The sequence below is a fragment of the Acutalibacter sp. 1XD8-33 genome (genome assembly GCF_003612555.1).
In the GTDB taxonomy this organism is placed as follows: Bacteria; Bacillota; Clostridia; order Oscillospirales; family Acutalibacteraceae; genus Acutalibacter.
Genome location: NZ_RAZF01000010.1, coordinates 63366 through 85537 on the forward strand (window position 1 = coordinate 63366; position 22172 = coordinate 85537).

Genomic DNA, 22172 nt, shown 5'->3' on the forward strand with positions numbered 1-22172 from the left:
AGTTCGTAAGACGAAGTCTAACGAACTCTTGCCGCCAGAGGCCAACACATACTTTTAAAAAGTATAAATATGAAACTTTCCGAGGACGAGAGGAGTTACTATGGCGAATAATATCCTGACAAAATTCTTTGGCAACTACAGCAAGCGGGAGCTGAAACGCATCCAGCCCCAAGTGGATAAGGTCCTGGCCCTGGAGGGGAAATACCGAGGGCTATCCGACGGGGACCTGAAGGCCGAAACCGGCCGGTTCCGGGAGGCGCTGAAAAGCGGAAGTACTTTGGACGATATCCTTCCCGAGGCCTTCGCCGCCTGCCGGGAGGCCATGGACCGGGTGCTTAGCAAGCGACTCTTTCCCGTGCAGATCCAGGGCGGCGTGATCCTCCACCAGGGGCGCATTGCCGAGATGAAAACCGGCGAGGGCAAAACCTTCACCCTGGCCCTGCCCGCCTACCTGAACGCCCTTTCCGGCCAGGGGGTGCATATCGTCACCGTGAACGAGTATCTGGCCAAGTACCAGGGGGAGATGATGGCCCGGGTGTTCAACTTCATGGGCCTCACCGTGGGGCTGGCCCTCACAGGCATGGACCCCCAGCAGAAAAAGGCCGCCTACGACTGTGACATCACCTATGGCACCAACAACGAGATGGGTTTTGACTACCTGCGGGATAATATGGTGATCTATAAGGAGCGGAAGGTCCAGCGGGGCCACCACTACGCCATTGTGGACGAGGTGGACTCCATCCTCATCGACGAGGCCCGCACGCCGCTGATCATCTCCGGCCAGGGGGAGGCCGCTGGGGAGCTGTACGACCGGGCCAACGCCTTTGCCCGGGGGCTGCGGCTGGTGAAGGTCAAGGAGACTGATGAAAAAGCGGACAACGACGAGCTCTATGAGGGCTACGACTATATTGTCAACGAAAAGCTGCGCACCTGTTCTCTCACCCGTCGGGGCGTGAAAAAGGCCGAGGAGTTCTTCCACATCCAGAACCTGACGGACCCGGAGAATATCGCTATACAGCACCATGTGAACCAGGCTATCCGGGCCTGGGGCATCATGCACCGGGACCAGGACTATGTGGTCAAGGACGGCGAGGTCATTATCGTGGACGAGTTCACCGGGCGGCTGATGTACGGCCGGCGGTACAACGAGGGCCTTCACCAGGCCATTGAGGCCAAGGAGGGGGTGCAGGTAGCCCGGGAGAGCAAGACCCTGGCCACCATCACCTTTCAGAACTATTTCCGTATGTATGAAAAGCTCTCCGGTATGACGGGCACCGCCATGACCGAGCAGGAGGAATTCTCTGAGATCTACCGGCTGGATGTGGTGGAGATCCCCACCAACCGGCCCATGATCCGGGAGGACTGCGCGGATGTAGTCTATAAAACCGCCGAGGCCAAATACCGGGCGGTAATCGAGGACATTGTGGAGCACCACCGGAAGGGCCAGCCGGTGCTGGTGGGCACCATCACCATCGAAAAGTCGGAGATGCTTAGCAAGCTCCTGAAGCAGCGGGGCGTGAAGCATCAGGTGCTGAACGCCAAGTTCCACGAGAAGGAGGCCCAGATCGTGGCCCAGGCCGGCCGCAAGGGCGCCGTGACCATTGCCACCAACATGGCCGGGCGCGGCACGGATATTGTACTGGGCGGCAACGCGGAGTTTATGGCCAAGGCCGAAATGCGCAAAAAGGGCTATACCGAGGAACTCCTAGTGGAGGCCACGGCCTTCAGCCATACGGAGGACCCGCAGATCCTGGAGGCCCGGGAAGAGTTTGCCCGGCTGAACAAGGAGTTTGAGCAGGAGATCGCCCCCGAGGCCGAAGAGGTGAAAAAGCTAGGCGGGCTCTACATCATCGGCACAGAGCGCCACGAGTCCCGCCGGATTGACAACCAGCTGCGGGGCCGTTCCGGCCGCCAGGGCGACCCAGGCAAGAGCCGGTTCTATATTTCTCTGGAGGACGACCTGATGCGGCTCTTCGGCGGCGAGCGCCTTTCCGCCATGATGGACCGGCTGAAAATCGACGATGATGTGCCCATCGAGGCGGGAATGGTGTCCAGCTCTATCGAGGGCGCCCAGCGGAAGGTGGAGAGCCGGAACTTCGGCATCCGGAAAAACGTGCTTCAGTATGACGAGGTGATGAACAAGCAGCGGCAGATCATCTATGGCCAGCGGGACCAGGTGCTGGAAGGCGGAGACATGAAATCCGCCATCCTAAAGATGATCGAGGAGGCTGTGGAGGACAACGTGAAGCGCTTTTTGCCGGAAAACGTCCCCCACGACGACTGGGACTTAGCCGGGCTGCGGGAGCACTATATGGGCTGGCTCCTGGGGGAGGAGGATCTGAACTACACTTCCCGGGAGGTGGAGGATCTGGATCCGGAATTCGCCAAGGAGGAGATCTGGAAGAGGGCCCAGGCCCTGTATGAGAAAAGGGAGCAGGAGTTTACTCCGCAGATCATGCGGGAAGTGGAGCGGGTGGTCATGCTGAAGAATGTGGACCGGGAGTGGATGGATCACATCGACGCCATGGAACAGCTTCAGGACGGTATCCGCTTGCGAGCCTATGCCCAGCACGACCCGGTGGTGGAATACCGCCTGGAAGGCTTCGACATGTTCGACAGCATGATCGCGGCCATCCGGGAGAACACGGCCAAGGACATCCTCACCGTGCGCCTGCGCACCAAGGAGGCGCCCCAGAGGGAGCAGGTGGCAAAGGAGACTTCCGCCGGAGCCGGGGGAGGAGAGCAGGTGAAGCGGCAGCCCGCCAAAAAGGAGAAGAAGCCTGGCCGCAACGATCCCTGCCCCTGCGGCAGCGGGCTGAAGTATAAAAAGTGCTGCGGGCGCAACGAGTAAGGGGAGGTTTGGACAGATGGGCAAGAGGATAGGAGCGGCCATGCTGGCCCTGGCACTGATGCTGGCCCTGGGAGGATGCGATTTTCTGCCGTCGGCAGATTTTGACGATTACGATGTTTCCGGGTATATTCAGGCCCTTCTGGACAGCAGCTACCGGGATTCCCACCAGCTGTTTATGGATGTGACCCAGGCTACCCAGGAAGGGGCCAAGCAGAACAACACCACCACGGTGCAGAACGCGGCGGTGAACTTCTGCAACGCCTACAATCTCTCCCCCACTGAAGAACAGATGACCCGGTTGGAGAGCATTATGAGCCAGGCCCTGCGGTCTGTGCGGTACACGGTGAAAGAAGAACAGAAGGTGGACGCCGGCTATTATATTGAGGTGGAAGTGACGCCGATGGTGAATCTGGCGGGACTGGGGGATGAGTTCAAAGAACTGCGTACCCAGGCCCAGACGGAGGCCGACGCTGCCAATACTCCGGCGGCCACCCCCGGGCCTGATGAGGACGGGGACGATGACGAATGGGGAGAAGAGGGGGAGGGAGAAGCCACCCCCACCCCGGCACCCACGCCTGAGCCGCCCAAGGTGGACGCATACGCGCTATATATCGACAAGGTACTGGATAGCTGTCAAGGGAAGATTGCCGAGCCCCAGTTCCAGACCCAGAGCATTGTGGTGGCGCTGGACATTGTGCAGACCAAAGAGGGCGAGCTCCAGTTGGACATGAACCAAATCGACAGGATCGACCAGACGGTGCTGCTGTTCAAGTAGCGAAAGACCCGTTGGACCGGTCAAAGCTGATCAGGGTAAAAGTTTTGCAGACTTCGCTCTGCGAAGTCTTTGCTTTCTTCAAAAGCTCATAGGGTGTGGGAGAGTTCGCTTCGCGAACTCTTGAGTCCCACGGTCTTGACCTTAACACCTGAGAAGCGCATTCTTTAGAAGGTGAAATTGGCGCGCAGCGCCAAGAGGAAACTTTTTGCAGGAGAAAAAGTTTCCTGGAAATCGGAACCCAGCCATCGCCGGGCGGAGGCACATAGCCAAGCCGCCCGCCCGGACTTGTGCTTCGCAATCAGCCTGCGCGCACACCCACGCGCCTATAACCATAAATATAAAAATATTAACTCTCAAAAACTATAATTTTCTGAAAGAAGGAACGTGTATGAATCAAGCGAATCTTGCCACGGCGGCTCTGCTGGACCTGTCCCGTACCGCCGCCCGGACCCTTTTGGAAAAAACAGAGTACCCCTGGCAGGCCCTGCCGGAGATCAGGGCGTTCGTCAAGGCCCTGGGTGACTCCCTGCCCGCCGGGGACTACCACCACCCCCAGGAGTTTGTGTGGATCCATAAGAGCGCGGAGATTTTCCCCAACAATTATATCGCCGGGCCTTGTATTATCGGGCCGGAAACACAGGTGCGGCCCGGGGCCTTCCTTCGGGGGAATATTCTGGTGGGGGCGGGCTGCGTGGTAGGCAATTCCACCGAGCTGAAAAACGTGATCCTTTTCGACGGGGTGCAGGTGCCCCACTATAACTACGTGGGCGACTCCATCCTGGGCTACAAGGCCCACATGGGGGCGGGGGCCGTCACCTCCAACGTGAAGCAGGACAAATCCCTGGTGACGGTGCGCCTGCCCGATGGGGCCAGGGTGGAGACCGGGCTGAAGAAGTTCGGGGCGGTCCTGGGAGATCACGCAGAAATCGGCTGCGGCGCGGTGCTGAACCCCGGCACGGTGGCCGGTCGGAACAGCCGGGTGTACCCTCTCTCTATGGTGCGGGGGGCCGTGCCCGGGAACAGCATCTATAAAAACGCGGGAGAAATCGTGGAAATCCGGTAGGCCGGGCGGGCCTTTGGGGGAATGGAGGGAATCGTGGAATATATCCTGGAATTTTTGCAGTCCGGCGTGGCTCCGGCGGCGTTGCTGATTATACGGGCCATTGTACCCCTGCTGGCCGGATATGTGGTCTGGCGGAGCTATACCTCCTTCAAGCGGGGCCAGCGCCGGCGGGACCCGGTGGTCATGCTCCTGGACGAGGGCTCCGGGGCCCGGTTTCCCGTGCTCTACTGGGAAAACTCCATCGGCCGGAGCAGAAGCTGCGACATCTGTCTGCCGGTGGGGTCGGTCTCTCGGGACCACGCGGTGTTCATGCGCCGGGAAGAGGGTTGGATGGTGTGCGACACAGGCTCCAAGGGCGGCGTGCTGGTGAACGGGAAGAAGATCAGCGGCCCTACGCTGGTGCGCATCGGGGACGCTATGACCTTCGGCAGCGTCACCCTTTCCTTATATAATACCTCCCAGATTCCGGAGAGGAAACGCCGGGCCTTTCAGACCCTTCTGCGGGAGGCGGCGTCCCCCTTCCGCCTGATGATGACGGCCACCCTGGTCCACCTGCTGATAGCCTTTCAGGCGGGCGTCACGGCAGAGGAGGGAAAGCTCGGTTTCCAGCCGGAGCTGCTCTTGCCGGAGCTGGGGGTGCTGGCGGTAGGCTGGGGGCTCTATGCCTACTCTATCGGCTATCTCCACCGGGTAAGCTTTGAGATTGAGACAGTGGGCTACCTGCTTTCGGGAATCGGAATCAATCTGCTGGCGGCTTTTGATCTGGGAACCGCCCGAACCCAGCTGATTGCCATGATTTTGGGCGTGGGGATTTTCTGCTTCCTCATCTGGTTCATGAACGACCTGGACCGGGTGGCGAAATACCGCCTGGCCATCGGCATCGGGGCGCTGTGCCTGTTTGTGGTGAACCTGCTTCTGGGCACCACCCAGTTCGGCTCCAAGAACTGGATCCGCATCGGGCCGGTGAGCGTGCAGCCCTCGGAGTTCATCAAGATCGCCTTTGTCTTTGTGGGCACGTCCACCCTGGACAGGCTCCAGACCAAGAAGAACATCACGGAATTCCTGGTGTTTACCGGGGCCTGCATCGGGTTTCTGTTCCTCATGCGGGACCTGGGCACCGCGCTGATTTTCTTTGCCACCTTTTTGATTATCGCCTTCATGCGTTCGGGCAGTGTGCGCACCATTGTACTGATTCTGGCGGCGGCGGCCCTGGGCGTGTTCCTGATTCTCACCTTTATGCCCTATGTGGCGGACCGCTTCGGCGCCTGGAGGCATGTGTGGGAGGACCCCTACGACTCCGGTATCCAGCAGACCCGGACCCTCACCTATATGGCCAGCGGAGGGCTCTTCGGCATCGGCCTGGGCCGGGGATGCCTGAAATACATTTTCGCGGCGGACAGCGACCTGGTCTTTGGCCTGCTCTGCGAGGAGCAGGGGGTTCTGCTGGGCCTTCTGGTGATCCTCTCCATCGCCCTCTTCATCCTCTATGCCCGCAGCGACGTGACCCGCAGTCGGTCCACCTTTTTCTCCATCGGGGCCTGCGCGGCGGCGGGGATGCTGCTCTTCCAGACCTGCCTCAATGTGTTCGGCGTCACGGACATTTTGCCCCTCACCGGGGTGACTTTGCCCTTTATCAGCGCGGGCGGGTCCAGCATGGCCTCTGTGTGGGGGCTGATGGCCTTTCTCAAGGCCTCGGACGAGCGCACCTACGCAGTACGGCGGGCGGGCGCACACGGCGCCAAGACCTCGGGGGCTCAAGAGTTCGCAAAGCGAACTCTCCCCAAACCCCCGCAAGGGGCCTAGACGCCTGAGACTTGGCTTCGCCAAGTCTTTGACCGCGTAATGTCACTCCTCATTTCATTCGTTGTGAACGTTTTGATGTTTTCGCTAAGCTAACCAGGGCAAAAGTTTCGTCAACCTTTTCAAAGGTTGCAGGGGTTTGGGGACAGCGTCCCCAAGGTCTTGCCCTTAAAACACCTGAGAAAACAACGCAGGGGGGGTAGCATAAACGTCCCAGTGGGACGTTTTGCGTAGGGGACCCACGTAAGGGGTCCCCTGTCCCGACTGCGGAGCAGGCGGGAAGTCCCTGGGTTCCGGAGAAGGCCAGCTGAGCGCACGAGCGTACCAGCCGAGAGCGCGCCTTGCCTGCTGGAATCTGGACGCGCCACCGCACCCCAAAAGCCCCCGTACAAACATCCAAAACCATACGCAGACCATCATTTCCACGAAATAGAAAGGGGGTCCGCCTATGAAAACCGTAGGTTTCCGGTCCTTCGCGCTCTACATTCTGCTGTTCGCCTTTCTGGGGGGCGTGGGCTGGCTGGTGTTCAGCCTGCTGCTCCACGGGGGGCAGTGGGCCATGCAGCCCTATAACGGCCATATTTACGACGACAACCCCACCATCACCCTAGGGGAGATCCAGGACCGGGACGGGGCGGTGCTGGCCTCCACCCAGGAGGGCCGCCGGGTCTATAGCGAGAGCGAAACCGCCCGCCGGGCCCTGCTGCACACGGTGGGGGATTCCGCCGGGTACATCAGCACCAGCGCCCAGTATACCCTGCGCACCAAGCTCACGGGTTACAACCTGATCACCGGCCTGAACGACACCGTGTTCAACCGCATGGGCAGCACCGTGCGGCTCACTGTGGACCAGGACGCCTGCGTGGCGGCCTACAACGCCCTGAACGGCCAAAACGGCGGGGCGATTTTCTACAACTACAAGACCGGGGACATTCTCTGTAAGGTGAGCGCCCCCAGCTATGACCCGGAGAACGTGCCCGAGGATATCGGCGAAAATCCGGATTACGAGGGGGTCTACCTGGACAACACCCTGTCCGGTTCCTTCACGCCGGGGAGCATCTTCAAGCTAGTGACCTCCGCCGCGGCCATGGAGAAGTGGCCGGACACCTGGAGCAGCCTCACCTATGACTGCTGGGGCTCCGAGGAGATCGGCGGCAGCAATATCACCTGTCTGGGAGAGCACGGGGAATTGGATCTGTCGGGGGCCCTGGGCCACTCCTGCAACTTATACTTTGCCAAGCTGGCCAACGACATCGGCGCGGCGGACCTGCAAAAGACGGCGGAAAAGCTGGGCTTCAACGCCAGCCTGAGCTTTGGAAGCATTGAGATCGCCAAGAGCGAGGCACCTCTCTCCGGCTCAAACCAGAACCAGCTGGGCTGGGCTGGCATTGGCCAGTACACGACCCTTGCCAACCCCTACCACATGATGGTGCTGATGGGAGCGGTTGCCAATGGTGGGGAGTACGTTCAGCCCCGGCTGACAGGGGATTCCGGGCTTTTTGAGGGATTGGGGTCCGGCGGCAGCCGCCGCCTTCTGACCTCCGTCCAGGCGGCCAACCTGAAGGCTCTGATGCGGAGCAATGTGGAGAACTACTACGGGGACTCTTTTTTCCCGGCGGGCCTGAACGTGTGCGCCAAGACCGGCACTGGCGAGGTGGGCGAGACCCAGGACCCCAACTGCTGGCTGGTGGGCTTCTGCGACAACGCCCAGTATCCCATCGCCTTCGCCGTGGTGGTGGAGGATACCAATAATAGCCTGGGGGACGCGGGCGGCGTGGTCAGCGCAGTGCTGGCGGAGCTCACAGCGTAGGGCAAGGTCGTGGAGCTCCGCTCCACACCACGCAAACTTTTTGAAAAAAGTTTGATCAAAAACTTTTATCCACTCCTCGCTTTGCTCGTCGTGAACGTTTTGATGTTTTGCCGAGCTAACCTAACAACCGTAAAAGTTTCATCAACCTTTTCAAAGGTTGCGGAGTGTGAGGCAGAGCCTCACGACCTTGCCCTTGACCTTAACACCTGAGAAGCGCATTTTTTGAAGGTGAATTGGCGCAAAGCGCCAAGAGGAAACTTTTTGCAAGAGGAAAAAGTTTCCTAGTTTCGGAGCCAACTACCCCTCGTCGGGGGGTGAGCGTAGTGCCGGATACTTGGCAAAGCCAAGTATTGCACACAAGCCGCGAACCGATCGAACCGGTAGGCGAGCCCCCCTATCCCGACTGCGGAGCAGGCGGGACAAAGCCCTGGAAACCGGAATCAGCCAGCTGAGCGCACAAGCGTACCAGCCGAGAGCACACCCAGCCTGCTGAAATCTGGACGGCTCCATCGGGCCCATCCAGCTCCCATATAAATAATTCCCCAAATTTCACATTAGCACCTACCACATACCAAAGGAGGATATCCATGAAAATCGAGAAACTGAGCCCGGCGTTCAAGGACTATATCTGGGGCGGCGTGAAGCTCCGGGAGGTTTACGGCAAACCCTGCGACTACGACAGAGTGGCGGAAAGCTGGGAGCTCTCCACCCATCCGGCGGGGCCGAGCAGAATCTCCGGCGGGGACCTGGACGGCATGGAGCTTTCGGAGTACTTCCGCCTGCACCCAGAGGTCCTGGGGGAAAACTGCGGGACCTTCGACAACTTCCCCGTGCTGATCAAGTTCATCGACGCCAAGGAGGCCCTGTCCATCCAGGTGCACCCCAGCGACGAGTACGCCCTGAAGGTGGAGGGGGAGTACGGCAAAACCGAGATGTGGTACGTGATGGACTGTGAGCCTGGCGCGTACCTGTATTTCGGCGTGAACCGAGAGATCAGCCAGGAGGAGTTTCGCCGCAGGATTGCGGACAATACGGTGGAAGAGGTGCTCAACCGGGAAGAGGTCCACCCCGGAGACGTTTTTTTTATTGAATCCGGCACCATCCACGCCATTGGAGCGGGAATCTTGATCTGCGAGATCCAGCAGAACTCCAACTGTACCTACCGGGTCTACGACTACGGCCGGGTGGGCGCGGACGGCAAGCCCCGGGAACTCCATGTGGAGAAGGCTTTGGCAGTCTCCCGGCTGACCCCCTCGGACACTTCCGGACGCCGGGAAGAGGCCCAGAGCATTCCCGGAGGCACGAGGACCCGGCTGGCCTCCTGCAAATATTTCACCACCGACAAATATGAAATTGACGGCGCGGCGGCCGTGGAAGTGGACGGCAGTTCCTTCCTCTCCCTGATCGTCATGGAGGGCGGCGGCAGGCTGGCGGGCTCGGAGAACACGGTAGAGTTTCAGGCTGGAGACAGCCTGTTTGTGCCCGCCGGTTCGGGAAAGCTCGAAATCACGGGCAAATGCGCTCTGGCTGCTACACAGGTTTGATCTTTGTGGAGGGGTAAGGATGAAGATTATTTTGTTGGGGGAGCCCATGGGCTTGTTTATGGCGGAGGAACCGGGGAGGCTGAGCGAGGTCCGGCGGTTTACCGCTTCCATCGCGGGCGCGGAGTATAATGTGGCGGTGGGGTTGGCTCGGCTGGGGCATACTCCTGCCTACTGCACCCGTCTGGGAGACGATCCCCTGGGCCAGAAGATTCTGGACGGCCTCTTGGGCAACGGCATCGACACCGGGCTGGTCACGGAGGCGGAGGGGGAGTTCACCGGACTGATGCTGAAGAGCTCCACCCAGGAGGGGGACCCGGACATCGCCTATTACCGCAAGGGATCGGCTGCGTCAAAAATCACGCCCCAGGATATTGACGGACTGGACCTTTCCGGCTGCGGCTGGCTGCATGTCACGGGGATTTTCCCAGCAGTGTCTGCTTCGGCGCTGGCTGCAGTCCACCGGATGATCCATAGGGCCCAGGCCCTGGACATCCCCTTCTCATTTGACCCCAATCTGCGCCCCCAGCTGTGGCCCGAAGAGAGACGGATGGTGGAAACCCTGAATGAGCTCGCACAGGGCGCCCAGACCGTGCTGCCTGGGATCGGAGAGGGAAAACTGCTCACCGGTCAGGACACGCCGGAAGGCATTGCGAATTTCTACCATAAGCTGGGCGCGGAAAACGTGGTGGTGAAATTGGGAGGCGATGGAGCGTATTTCTCTCAAAAGAGTGGAGAATCCGGCCGGGAGCCGGGCTTCCCGGTGGAGCGGATTGTGGATACCGTGGGCGCGGGGGACGGCTTTGCGGCGGGGGTTGTCAGCGCCCTCTGCGAGGGTCTCTCTCTGCGGGAGGCTGTCCGGCGGGGGAATGTCATTGGCGCCATCCAGGTCACGGAGAAGAGCGACAACGAGGGCCTGCCCACCAGGGAGAGGCTGGAAACTGTGCTGAAAGCAGGGCGGGTATAGGAACCAGGAGAAAGCCATGAGAATATTAGGTGTGGACCCGGGGTACGCCATTGTGGGCTATGGAGTGGTGGAGGCCAGAAACGGCGCGTATGCCCCGATAGAATACGGCGCGGTGACCACCCGGCCGGGGGAGGACTTCGGCCTGCGGCTGAAAGAAATCTATGATGGCATGGCGGAGCTGCTGGATACCTGGAAGCCCCAGGCGGCCTCTGTAGAAAAGCTGTATTTTCTGAACAACAAAACCACAGGCATTGGCGTGGCAGAGGCCCGAGGAGTCATTTTGCTGGCCTTATCACAGGCGGCTGTGCCTTTGTATGAATATACGCCCATGCAGGTGAAGCAGGCGGTAACCGGCTACGGCAAGGCCCAGAAGCATCAGGTGCAGGAAATGACCCGGAAGCTCTTAAGGCTGCCGGGAATCCCCAAGCCGGACGATGCGGCTGACGCTCTGGCTCTGGCTATCTGCCACGGCCAGGCGGCAGGGTCCCATCTGAGAAGGGTGTTGATAAACAGAAACGGAGGGAGCGGCGGTGTTCTATAGTCTGAGGGGCAAGGTGGCCCACACGGAACCGGGAATTGTGGTAATCGATGTGGGAGGGGTGGCGTTTAAATGTGCCACGTCGATGAATACCTTGCGGAACCTGCCTAGAATTGGCGGCGAGGCCGTCCTATACACCTATCTCAATGTGCGGGAGGACGCCCTGGACTTGTACGGTTTTTTAACCCAGACGGAGCTGAATTGTTACAAGCTCCTGACGGCCATCACCGGAGTAGGACCCAAGGCAGGGCTGGCGATCCTTTCGGAGATGGCTCCAGAGGACGTGGCCCTGGCAGCTGCCGCGGGAGACGCCAAGCGGTTTACCAGGGCCAGCGGTGTGGGGGCCAAGCTGGCCCAGCGGATTGTGCTGGAATTAAAGGACAAGGTGAAGGGCCTGAGCTTTGCGGGTATGGAACTGGAAGGGGTTGAACCCGGAGGTCTTTCCGCCGCGGGCAATGCCGCCCAGGCTGCGGAGGCGCTGGTCACCCTGGGGTATTCTCCCTCAGAGGCCGCCGCCGCTGTGGGGAAGCTGGACAGCCAGCTGCCCGCCGAGGAGCTGATCCGGTTGGCGCTGAAGAGTTTTGGGAGCCGGTAGAGGCTGGCTTCAAGCAGGCTATCCCTCGCCGCCCGGCTTTTGCTTCGCAAAAGTCCGGGAGAGGCACGCCAAAGGCGTGCCTCTCCCCAGCCCCGTTCGAAGAACGGGGCTGGGCGGCGGGCTAGAGAGACCTTCCGGCTCTTTCAGAGGGGGAACCTCTCTAAGAAAATAGGGGGAATAGAGTATGGAATTTATAGAGGGGAACAGCATTGGAGCGTTGGCGAATCCCGGCGTGGTATCCCGTCAGTTGCTGAGCCCGGAGAACTCCGCCAGTCAAAGGGTAACGATAACAGAGGTTCATCTGGAACCGGGGGCCAGCCAGCCCCGGCATATCCATGAAGCCTCGGAGCAAATCTGGTACGGACTGCAGGGCCGGGGAGCCCTCCTTCTGGCGGACGGGAAAGAACAGGCCTTTCAGGCCGGGGACGTGGTCCGGTTCGAAGTGGGAGACATTCACGGGCTGCGCAACGGCGGGGACGAAGAATTCGTCTATCTTTCCGTAACAGCGCCGCCGCTGAACTTTCGGCACGCGTATCAGGAGAAAATGTGAGGAGGTCTGAGCCCAATTCGGTTTTGGAATAGGCTTGGAAGCTGGGGCAAAAGGGGGAGAAGGCCATGATTGAAAAAAGCGGAGGTCGGGGCGGCGGTGCGGAATATGGCATCGACTGGGACGCGCGGGATTTATCTCGGGACGGGGAGCTGGACCTGGAAAACCGTCTGACGGAAACCGGATACATTCCCGGAGATGGGGAGGTGGAGAATCCCCTGCGCCCTAGGGCGTTTTCCGAGTACATCGGCCAGGAAAAGGTGAAGGAGAATTTGAAAATCTATATCGAGGCGGCCAAGAGCCGGAAGGAAACTTTGGACCATGTGCTGCTTTACGGCCCCCCGGGACTGGGTAAAACCACCCTGGCGGGAATTGTGGCAAATGAGTTGGGAGTGAACCTACGGATCACCAGCGGCCCGGCCATTGAAAAACCCGGGGACCTGGCGGCGCTGCTCACCAACCTTTCCCCCGGAGATGTGCTCTTTATCGATGAAGTCCACCGACTGCCCCGCACCGTGGAGGAAATTCTGTACCCGGCCATGGAGGATTTCGCTCTGGATATCATCACCGGCAAGGGACAGATGGCGGCTTCTTACCACCTGCCTCTGCCCAAGTTTACCTTGGTGGGAGCCACCACCCGCGCCGGGCAGCTCTCCGCGCCCCTGCGGGACCGGTTCGGGGTGGTGCTGCGTCTGGAGCTGTATGAACCCAGGGAGCTGGGGCTCATCGTCCAGCGCAGCGCCAAAATTTTGAATGCCGATATTGACGCCGACGCGGCCATTGAGCTGGCGTCCCGGTCCAGGGGTACCCCCCGCATTGCCAACCGCCTCTTAAAGCGCGTGCGGGACTTTGCCGAGGTGATGAGCGGCGGGGTGATCACCCTGAACACAGCCCAGATTGCCCTGGAGCGCATGGAGATCGATGAGCTGGGTCTGGACCAGAGCGACCGGAATATGCTGCGGGCCATCATCAAAAATTATGGGGGCGGACCCGTGGGCCTGGAAACCCTGGCCGCGGCTATTGGTGAAGAGGCCATTACCATAGAGGACGTAAACGAACCCTATCTCATGCAGGTGGGCTTTTTGACCCGCACGCCCCGAGGAAGATGCGTCACTCCGGCGGCCTGCGCCCATCTGGGCTTGCCCCTGCCCTCCCGGCTGCGGGCGGAGGAGGAGCTTCAGCTGAAAATGGAGTAAGGCAGAACTATGAAGCGTGAAAAATATGAAGTGCCCCTCCTGGCCGGCCTGTTCCTGGCTGGGAGGCTGTCCGTTTCTTCAGAAAGCAAGGACGGTGGAGGAATGAGAAAAGAAATGGGGTGTGAAAATGGTCGACATCTGCTCTCAATGTGGAAATTATGAATGGGACAAGCTGGTAGAGGGGAACAGGATCGCCTGTCCCAAATGCGGCCACAGCTGGGAGTTCCTCAAGTTGCCCCTGTTTGTGCTCACCGGGACCAGCGGGGTGGGAAAAACCACCACTTTGCGAGCCCTGCAGCGGGTGAGCCGGGACTTTGTATGCCTGGATACGGATTTCTTCTACAACATCATGCCCCATGAGACAGAGGCCGACTATATGGCCCAGACAGAACAGGCCCAGGCCCTCTCCCGGGACGTGATGCAGTGCGGCAGGCCGGTGGTGTGGGCCCGGGCGGGAAATATCCACATGCTGGACAAAACCTATGGGGCCCGATTTTTCAGCGGCATTTTTGTGCTGGCTCTGGTGTGCGGCGAGACTGGGCTTCGCCGCCGGATGGCAGAGGGGCGGGGGATCGGCGACCCGGACTGGATCCAGAGCTCTGTAGACTATAACCGCTACTTTATGGAGCATGACCGGATTGGCGGCGTGGCCTATGAAAGGATGGATATTACAAGTCTGACTGCGGATGAGGCCGCCTGTGCTGCGGAAGCGTGGCTAAAGGGAAAAATGGCGGGGGAGAGGAGAGCGGGCAATGCTTGACGTGGTGGAAAAGAACCGGCGGAACTGGGAGGAATACTCCAAGAAATATCAGGCTTTTAACCTTTCGGAGAGGATACTGGAGCGGCTGAAGCAGAACCCCCAAAGCGCCTTTGATCCCCTAGTGTGGAAGATGCTGCAAAAATATGCGCCGGAGCTGAAAGGAAAGCGGGTTTGCGTGCCCTCCAGCGGGGACAACAACGCTGCCCTGGCCTTTGCCCCGCTGGGGGCGAAGGTGACCTCTTGCGACATCTCTGAAAATCAGCTGGCTGCGGCGAAGGCTGCGGCGAAAAAGCTGGGGCTGGGGGAGGGGATCCGCTTCCAAAAAGAGGACACCATGCGCCTGGACGGTATCGAGGATGAGACCTATGATCTGGCCTACACCTCCAATGGGGTACACGTCTGGCTGGACGATCTCCCTGGGGAATACCGGAATATCCGCCGCGTTTTGAAGCCCGGCGGCATATACATTCTGTATGAGCTGCATCCTTTTCAGCGGCCCTTCGGGGAGAAAATGCGGGTGGTGAAGCCCTACGATGCCACTGGTCCCTTTGAGGATGAAACCACGGTGAACTTTGCCTGGCGCATCCAAGATATTATGAACGCCATACTGGACGCGGGCATCACGTTGCTACACATGGAGGAGATCATGCCGAAGCCCGACTATGAGCGCCCGTTCTTCGTGGATAACAACGAGATAGTGAACGGCCGGAAGCTGAGCCGGGAGGAAGTGGACGCCATGTACGACTGGCACAAAAACCCTGTGGCGGCCTTGCCGGAGATGATCGCTTTGGCGGGGCGCAGGAGTGAATAATCTGGCTACAACTTACCTCCCTCGCGCCATGGAAATCCGCGCACGGCGGCGCGGATCTGGCTTTATGAGAGGTCGCTGCCAGGGGAAGGCGGCAGAGGGCCCCGACAGGCCCGTGTGTTATAGTAAACGGCAGCTGCGCAGCCTGGTTCAAAAGAGGTGTTCTGCCCTCTTTTGAACTGTGTTAACTATCAAAACAAAGATATGCTCTAAATTTTTTCGTGATATCTCCATCAGAAAGGACGGGTCAATGTGGAAAAAAGACGGGTCCGGCTGACCATAAACGGTGTGGTCTGCGGCTTGATTACCGGTGAAAGCGAGGCGTATATGCAGTCTCTGGCAGATGAGGTAGGCGATCTGATGCGGCAGATCATGACAGCCTCGCCTTTCATCACCAGAGAGGCCGCCGCTCTTACAGCCGCTCTCAGCCTGTGCGATGACGCCCACAAGAATGGGGACCGTGCCGCCGCTCTGGCCGAAAAGAACGAAGAGCTGGAGGTGGAGGCAGAGCTCTGGAAAGAGGAAAAAGTGGAGCTTTTGAAATCCGCTGTAGACACCCAGAAGGACGCCCAGCTGGCGGAAAAAGCCGCCCGGCTGGAGTCGGAGAACGCCCTTTTGGAAGAAGCTGTAGCCCGCCTGAAGGGGATTGAGCAGCGGTCCCAGGCTCTAGAGGACGAGAACGCCGCCCTGCGGGAAGCCGCCCAAGCGCCTTCCCCCTCTCCCAAGGTGGCCGCCCTGACAGAGGAAAACCGGCAGCTCCAGGATAAGCTGGTGCGTCTGGCCCAGGCCGGGCAAACCGCCCAAACGGAAAACCAGCGGTTGCAGCAGGAGCTCGCCCTTCTGAATGATTCCCTGCGCCAGGCCAGGGAGGCGCTCCGGCAGTCCCAAGAAGCGCAGGCGGCACAGGCGGCGTCCTCCAAGCCGCCTCAGCCAGGCCCTGGCGCGCCCCGTGCAGAAAGCGGCAAACGCCGCCGGAAAAACCCCTTGCGCTATGAGGAAAACCTGGAGCAGGAGGGCATGGTGAGCTTCTTCAAACAGGATGATGAATAGGGCTGTGGAAATTCTGGCCCCCGCCGGAGGCTGGCCTGCCCTGGAGGCCGCCGTGCGGGCCGGAGCGGATGCGGTTTACCTGGCCGGCCCCTCCTATGGAGCCCGGGCCAGCGCCCAAAACTTCTCTCGGGAAGAATTGGCGGAAGCTGTCCAATACTGTCACGGCCGGGGAGTCCGGGTTCATGTGACGGTAAATATCCTCCTGAAAGACCGGGAAATTCCGGAAGCTCTGGAGTTTGTGGAGTTCCTGTGTTCTCTGCCGGTGGATGCGGTGCTGGTTCAGGACATGGGTCTGTTTGCTCTACTCCGCCGCCAGGCCCCGGAGCTGCCTCTTCACGCCTCCACCCAGATGAGCCTGCACACCCCCGCCGGGACGGACCTTCTCTGCCAACTGGGCGCGGCCCGGGTGGTGCTGGCCCGGGAGCTGAGCCTCTCGGAAATCCGGGAGATCGCGGACCGGTGTCCCGTGGAGTTGGAGGCCTTTGTCCATGGAGCTCTGTGCATGAGCGTTTCTGGTCAATGCTACCTCAGCGCGGCCTTTGGCGGCCGGGAGGGAGGCGCCCGTTCCGGCAACCGGGGACGATGCGCCCAGCCCTGTCGCTTGCCCTTCGCCGCCCCAGGCGGCCCGGGCTGCGCCCTCTCCCTGAAAGATCTCTCGTTCATCCGGCGTATGCCCCTGCTCGCCCAGGCCGGCGTGTGTTCCGCCAAAATTGAGGGCCGGATGAAGCGCCCAGAATATGTGGCCGCCGCTGCCGCTGCCTGCCGGCTTGCCGCAGACGGTCAGCCAATTCCTCCGGACCTTTTGCAGGATCTGGAGGCCGTGTTCTCCCGCTCCGGTTTTACGGAAGGCTATCTCCGGGGAAAGCGGGGCAGGGAAATGTTTGGCGTCCGCCGGAAGGAGGACGTGACTGCGGCCACAGAAAAGGTCCTGGGAAAACTGCGGAATCTGTACCGCGCCGAAAGCCGGAGGGTTCCCGTCAGCTTCACTTTAGAGGAGACAGGAGGACAAGTCCTTTTGACGGTTCGGGATCCGGAGGGCCGCGAGACTCGGACATCCGCTCATTCGGGAGAGTTCCGCCTGCCCAAAGAACGGTGTGAGGAACAGCTGAAAAAAACCGGCGGCACGCCTTTCTTCCCGGAGGAAACTGTCGTTCCGCCAGAAGGAGTCCGCCTTTCCGTGGCCGCGCTCAACCGCCTGCGCCGGGAAGTTCTGGAAGGGCTCCTCTTGAAACGGCAGGGCCGGAAACCTATCCCCTTCTCCTCCCGGCCCTATGATCTGCCCCCCCATCAAAAGGCGCCGGCCTCACCCAGAGTCCGGGTTTCCTTCCGCGCATTGGAGCAGCTATGTCCCGAAGCCCTGGAATGCCCGGAAATCTGTCTGCCCGTTGAGACGAAGGAGGAAGAGCTGCTTGCTCTTCGTGAGAAAACCGCCGGCAAAATTTTGTTGGACCTGCCCCGGGGCTTTTTTGGCCGGGAACAGGAGCTGCGAGAGCTGATGGGGCGGCGCATGGCCCGGGGATTTACCGAATTTCTCTGTGGAAACCTGGGGTCCCTGGCCCTGTGTCAGGAGATGGAGGCCACGGCCCACGGGGGTCCTTCCCTGAACATTACCAATACCGCCGCCTTGGAAGCCTTTGCCAGGCTGGGGTTGGCTTCTGCTCAAGTGAGCCCGGAGCTCACCGGCCGGGAGGCTGAGGCGCTGGGAGGCGCTCTGCCCCGAGGGATCGAAGCCTACGGCCGTCAGGCCCTGATGCTCACCCGGAACTGTCCTCTGGCCAATTCCCCCAAGGGCTGCCTGGGCTGCCAGACTCCCGGATTCCTCACCGACCGCAGGGGCGTGGCGTTTCCGGTGGTCTGCCGCCAAGGGGGTCAGTGGTGTGCCGAACTGCTGAACAGTGTTCCGCTCTGGCTGGGAGACCTGCAAAAGGAGTTTCTCTGGGCGGACTTCGCTGTGCTTCGCTTCACTGTGGAAAGTCCTGTGGAATGCGGACAGGTTCTGGGGGCCTGGCAAAAGGGCAAGCCCCTGGAAGGAAGCTATACTCGAGGGCTTTTCCGCCGGGGTGTGGAATAGTGTGGAAAACTCTGTGGAAAGTGTTGATAATTTCCCAAAGGGAAATGGAGGCGTCCAATATATGAACATCAAATTTGTAAAGCTCCGCTCCGGCGCTCAGGCTCCCCGGCGGCAGACCCCTGGCAGCGCTGGGCTGGACCTTTGCGCCTGTGCCCCAACGGAGATTCTGCCTGGGGAAACCGTCTTAATCCCCCTGGGCTTTGGGACAGAAATCCCCCTGGGCCTTGCGGGGTTCGTGTTTTCCCGCAGTGGGCTGGGCGCGAAGAAGGGAATTGTGGTAGCGCAGGGCGTTGGGGTCATCGACAGCGATTACCGGGGCGAATGGTTGGTCCCCCTACGAAATCTAAGCCAGGAGGCCTATCAGGTGGCTCCTGGAGAACGGATCGCCCAAGTGGTGTTTCTCCCGGTGGATCCGGCGGAATTCACAGAGGTGGAAAGCCTTGCGGACACTCAGCGGGGGGAAGGCGGTTTTGGCAGCACAAAAGGATAAATTGACGTTCTGTAAATTTATCCTTCCGAGTTTCCCTCAGCCGCGCAGCGGCTGGCTTTCCTTACGGAAAGTACCGGCAAGCTTTGGCTTATATCCCCCGGCGGCAAGTCGCGATATCGCGCAAAGCCACGCGCTCGCCGGTGCGAAAAGCTGGCTTGCCCATCGCGGCATATGGCTGGGGACTAAGATATATATCTAGTAGCATTTTTGGGAAAAATCGGTAGATGTGCCGGAAAAAGCGATTTCCCCGCCGGGTTCTCCACATAAAGGTTGAGAATCTCGGAGAAATGTGTTATAATAAATGGATACCATACTCAAAAGCAAGGATTTGGGGACTCTGGGGAGGGCTTCTCGATGAATGGCCCGGCAATTACTGGGAATACTTTATTTGTTGTATTGTGTTTTCACCGCTTTCAATACACCGGCGAGGCCGGAGAAAGGCAGTTTAAAATATGGCAGGCTTTTCTGGATTTTTCTCTATGTTCTCTATGTTTTCCAAGGATATCGGCATTGACCTGGGCACCGCTAACACCCTGGTCTTTATGCGGGGCAAGGGTATCGTGATGCGGGAGCCCTCTGTGGTGGCTGTAGACGTTCGCACCGATGAGGTATTGGCCGTGGGCAAGCAGGCCAAGGAAATGCTGGGCCGCACCCCCGGCTCCATCGTGGCCGTGCGCCCCCTGAAAGACGGCGTTATCGCCGACTTTGACGTGACTGCCGCCATGCTGAAATACTTCATCAAAAAGGCGCTGAAGGCCGGAGCTCTCAGCCGCCCCCGTATTGTTATTTGCATCCCCTCCGGCGTCACCGAGGTGGAGCGCCGGGCCGTGGAGGACGCTGCCCGCCAGGCCGGAAGCAACAATGTGGATCTAATGGAAGAGCCCATGGCCGCCGCGGTGGGCGCCGGCCTGCCGGTATCCGACGCCACGGGCAGTATGGTGGTAGACATTGGCGGCGGCACCAGCGAGGTGGCTGTGATCTCCCTGGGAGATATCGTCACCGCCGTTTCTGTACGCATGGCCGGGGACAAGTTCGACGAGGCTATCGTTACCTATGTAAAGAAAAAGTATAATCTCCTCATTGGCGAGCGTACCGCCGAGGAGATCAAAATGCGCATTGGCTCTGCTTTCCCCACCGAGGAAACCATCAACGCTTTTGTGGAGATCAAGGGCCGCAACCTGGTGGACGGTCTGCCCAAAAACGTCACCATCCACGCGGACGAGGTCCGGGAGGCCCTGGCCGACAGCGTGATGATTGTGGTGGACGCCATCAAGGAGACCCTGGAGCAGACCCCCCCGGAACTGGCTGCGGATATCATCGACCGGGGCATTATGCTTACCGGCGGCGGCGCGCTGCTTAAGGGGCTGGACCGGCTGGTGAGCCAGGAGACGGGTATCCCGGTTCATGTGGCGGAGCGTCCCCTGGACTGCGTGGTAGAGGGCACCGGCAAGAGCCTGGAGATCGAGCTGCCTAAGTCCTACTACCGGAATACCCGCCGGAAATGATACCTTTGCAACCGGGAATCTCCAAAACGCAAAATTCGTAAAGAAATGCTTTGATGAGCCGAACAGTAAAAGTTTTGTCGTCTCGCCTGCCGGGTCCGTCGGCGCTTGACGGTCTCCACTGGAGACCAACTCTCTTTTCAAAGGTTGCGGGGGCCGATTTCGCAATACGAAGTCTGAGAACCCCTAAACCGCCGGAGAGGGAAGTTCCCTACTGAGGAACGTTCTGACCCGACCGAGCCGGTAGGCGAGCCCCCAAATCTTCGTCCAATAAATACGCAATTTGGTCAATCTGTTCGCCGCCGATTCAGGAGAAGAAAAGCGTGAAAGATATTTTGAAAGGAAGCTCCTTCAAAGTGCTGGTCATCGCCGTGGTGGTGCTTTTGGGGCTGATCATCTACACCGCCTCTGCTGGGGGCTCCTTCATCGCCAGCCTGCTGGGCTTTGTCTCTACCCCTATGCAGGGCGTGGCCGCCGACGTGGCCGGGAATGTCACAGAATTCCTGGACTTGGACGGCTTCTCCAAGGATGAGTTAAAAAGTTTGGTGGACTCCCTTTTGGAAGAGAACAGCCAGCTGCAAAACCAGCTGATTGACTACGCGGAGCTCCAGCAGGAGAATGAAAGGCTGAAAACTCAGCTGCGCATTAGCGAAGCAGATCCGCAGATTGAAATGCGTTCCGCCTCGGTAATCGGCCGGGACCCCAACGATGTGTTTTTTGGGTTTTCAATTGGCGCGGGAACCCTTTCCGGCATCCATGAAGGGGATCCGGTGATTACTAGCCAGGGTCTGGTGGGCATTGTTACAGAGGCCTATGCCACCACCAGTAAGGTGAAATGCCTGCTTTCTGAGGACGTAACCGTGGCTGCCGTGTCCATTGACAAGCAGGAGAGCGGCGTGGTGGGCTGCACCATCACCATGGCCAGCTCCGGTCTTCTGCGCATGAGCTATCTTCCAGGGGACACCAAAGTGGAGCCGGGAGATATTATCACCACCTCCGGAGTGGGCGGCGTGTATCCCCCAAAGCTGAAAATCGGCCGGGTGGAAAGTGTGGAAAAGTCTGAAACCGATGTGTCCAAATATGCGGTAATCCGTCCCTTTGAGGAACTGTCTACCGTAAAAGAGGTGCAGGTGATCGTGGACTTCCCCGGTAAGGGAGAGGACGAAGCCGCCGGAGATCCGGGCCAGACTGTGGAAGGCGGGGAGGATGCGGAATGAGGGACCTGAATCGTATCATCCGCTGTCTGGCCTATACCCTGGAGCTGCTGGTCCTTTTCATGATACAGGAAACCCCCGGCCTGCTGCCCAGAATCTATGGGGCAAGACCGGTGCTGGTGCTGGCTGCCGGGCTGGTAATCGCCATGTTTGAGCTGGAAACGCCCGCCATGGCCTTCGGCATTGTGGCCGGACTGTTCTGCGACTTCGGCTTTTCCGGGACTCTGGGTTTCCACGCGCTGATTTTGGCTGTGCTCTGCTTTTTCATCAGCCTGCTGGTGCGGGCTTATATGCAGGTAAATCCTGTAACGGCGGTGTTGCTGGGAATTGTGGCCCTTGGGATCACCTTTGGGGCCCAGTGGCTTTTCTTCTACTATTTTCGCCACTACTCTCAGCCTCTTTTCGCCCTCACCAGCCATTATCTGCCCAAATACCTATATACCCTGCTGTTTGTGCCTCTCTTGTACTTAGTAAACAAAGGACTTTCCGAGGCCCTTCCGGTACAAGAAAAATAGCCGGCATTTCCCGCCCAACGGCAGACCCGTGCCGCTGGGCTTCTGCTTATTTCCCCCAATATGGGAGAAAGGATGTGTT

The 22172-nt window shown here is 59.6% G+C and carries 19 protein-coding genes; all 19 read left to right on the top strand.

Going from position 1 to position 22172, the window contains the following annotated elements:
• Window positions 1-100: 100 nt before the first annotated feature.
• Entirely contained in the window at window positions 101-2851 is a 2751-nt protein-coding gene (gene secA, locus D7X94_RS08925; protein WP_120427370.1) for a preprotein translocase subunit SecA, read from the top strand.
• Between the two features lie 16 nt (window positions 2852-2867).
• The gene (locus D7X94_RS08930) at window positions 2868-3626 is read left to right on the top strand and encodes a hypothetical protein (protein ID WP_120427371.1); all 759 of its coding nucleotides are present in this window, start codon (window positions 2868-2870) and stop codon (window positions 3624-3626) included.
• Between the two features lie 388 nt (window positions 3627-4014).
• Window positions 4015-4689: an acyltransferase gene (locus D7X94_RS08935; RefSeq protein ID WP_120427372.1), complete on the top strand. Its 675-nt coding sequence runs from the start codon at window positions 4015-4017 to the stop codon at window positions 4687-4689.
• Between the two features lie 33 nt (window positions 4690-4722).
• A complete protein-coding gene (locus D7X94_RS08940; protein ID WP_243111237.1) occupies window positions 4723-6492 on the top strand; it encodes an FtsW/RodA/SpoVE family cell cycle protein in 1770 nt (589 codons plus the stop codon).
• A 445-nt stretch (window positions 6493-6937) separates the two neighbouring features.
• Window positions 6938-8299, top strand: a complete 1362-nt coding sequence (locus D7X94_RS08945) for a penicillin-binding transpeptidase domain-containing protein (RefSeq protein ID WP_120427373.1) — start codon at window positions 6938-6940, stop codon at window positions 8297-8299.
• A gap of 587 nt (window positions 8300-8886) precedes the next feature.
• A complete protein-coding gene (locus tag D7X94_RS08950; protein WP_120427374.1) occupies window positions 8887-9843 on the top strand; it encodes a type I phosphomannose isomerase catalytic subunit in 957 nt (318 codons plus the stop codon).
• Between the two features lie 19 nt (window positions 9844-9862).
• Complete coding sequence (locus tag D7X94_RS08955; protein ID WP_120427375.1) at window positions 9863-10807, top strand: sugar kinase; 945 nt, start codon at window positions 9863-9865, stop codon at window positions 10805-10807.
• Between the two features lie 16 nt (window positions 10808-10823).
• Window positions 10824-11348, top strand: coding sequence for a crossover junction endodeoxyribonuclease RuvC (gene ruvC, locus D7X94_RS08960; protein ID WP_120427376.1), 525 nt, complete (start codon window positions 10824-10826; stop codon window positions 11346-11348).
• A complete protein-coding gene (gene ruvA / locus D7X94_RS08965) occupies window positions 11338-11940 on the top strand; it encodes a Holliday junction branch migration protein RuvA (RefSeq protein WP_120427377.1) in 603 nt (200 codons plus the stop codon). The genes ruvC and ruvA overlap by 11 nt, the downstream gene beginning before the upstream one ends.
• Window positions 11941-12124: 184 nt before the next feature.
• Window positions 12125-12490: a cupin domain-containing protein gene (locus tag D7X94_RS08970; protein ID WP_120427378.1), complete on the top strand. Its 366-nt coding sequence runs from the start codon at window positions 12125-12127 to the stop codon at window positions 12488-12490.
• Window positions 12491-12555: 65 nt separating this feature from the next.
• The gene (gene ruvB, locus D7X94_RS08975) at window positions 12556-13683 is read left to right on the top strand and encodes a Holliday junction branch migration DNA helicase RuvB (protein WP_120427379.1); all 1128 of its coding nucleotides are present in this window, start codon (window positions 12556-12558) and stop codon (window positions 13681-13683) included.
• A 121-nt stretch (window positions 13684-13804) separates the two neighbouring features.
• Window positions 13805-14443 (top strand): hypothetical protein, encoded by a 639-nt coding sequence (locus tag D7X94_RS08980; protein ID WP_120427380.1) that lies wholly within the window; start codon window positions 13805-13807, stop codon window positions 14441-14443.
• Entirely contained in the window at window positions 14436-15254 is an 819-nt protein-coding gene (locus D7X94_RS08985; protein WP_120427381.1) for a class I SAM-dependent methyltransferase, read from the top strand. Before D7X94_RS08980 ends, D7X94_RS08985 begins: the two co-directional genes overlap by 8 nt.
• A 249-nt stretch (window positions 15255-15503) precedes the next feature.
• The gene (zapA, locus tag D7X94_RS08990; protein WP_120427382.1) at window positions 15504-16301 is read left to right on the top strand and encodes a cell division protein ZapA; all 798 of its coding nucleotides are present in this window, start codon (window positions 15504-15506) and stop codon (window positions 16299-16301) included.
• Between the two features lie 4 nt (window positions 16302-16305).
• Window positions 16306-18372: a U32 family peptidase gene (locus tag D7X94_RS08995; protein ID WP_243111238.1), complete on the top strand. Its 2067-nt coding sequence runs from the start codon at window positions 16306-16308 to the stop codon at window positions 18370-18372.
• A gap of 61 nt (window positions 18373-18433) precedes the next feature.
• Window positions 18434-18862, top strand: a complete 429-nt coding sequence (gene dut / locus D7X94_RS09000; protein WP_120427384.1) for a dUTP diphosphatase — start codon at window positions 18434-18436, stop codon at window positions 18860-18862.
• A 488-nt stretch (window positions 18863-19350) separates the two neighbouring features.
• Window positions 19351-20367, top strand: a complete 1017-nt coding sequence (locus D7X94_RS09005) for a rod shape-determining protein (RefSeq protein ID WP_120427428.1) — start codon at window positions 19351-19353, stop codon at window positions 20365-20367.
• A gap of 320 nt (window positions 20368-20687) precedes the next feature.
• On the top strand, window positions 20688-21581 hold the full coding sequence (mreC, locus tag D7X94_RS09010) for a rod shape-determining protein MreC (protein ID WP_120427385.1): 894 nt from the start codon (window positions 20688-20690) through the stop codon (window positions 21579-21581).
• A complete protein-coding gene (gene mreD / locus D7X94_RS09015; protein ID WP_120427386.1) occupies window positions 21578-22093 on the top strand; it encodes a rod shape-determining protein MreD in 516 nt (171 codons plus the stop codon). Before mreC ends, mreD begins: the two co-directional genes overlap by 4 nt.
• Window positions 22094-22172 lie beyond the last annotated feature (79 nt).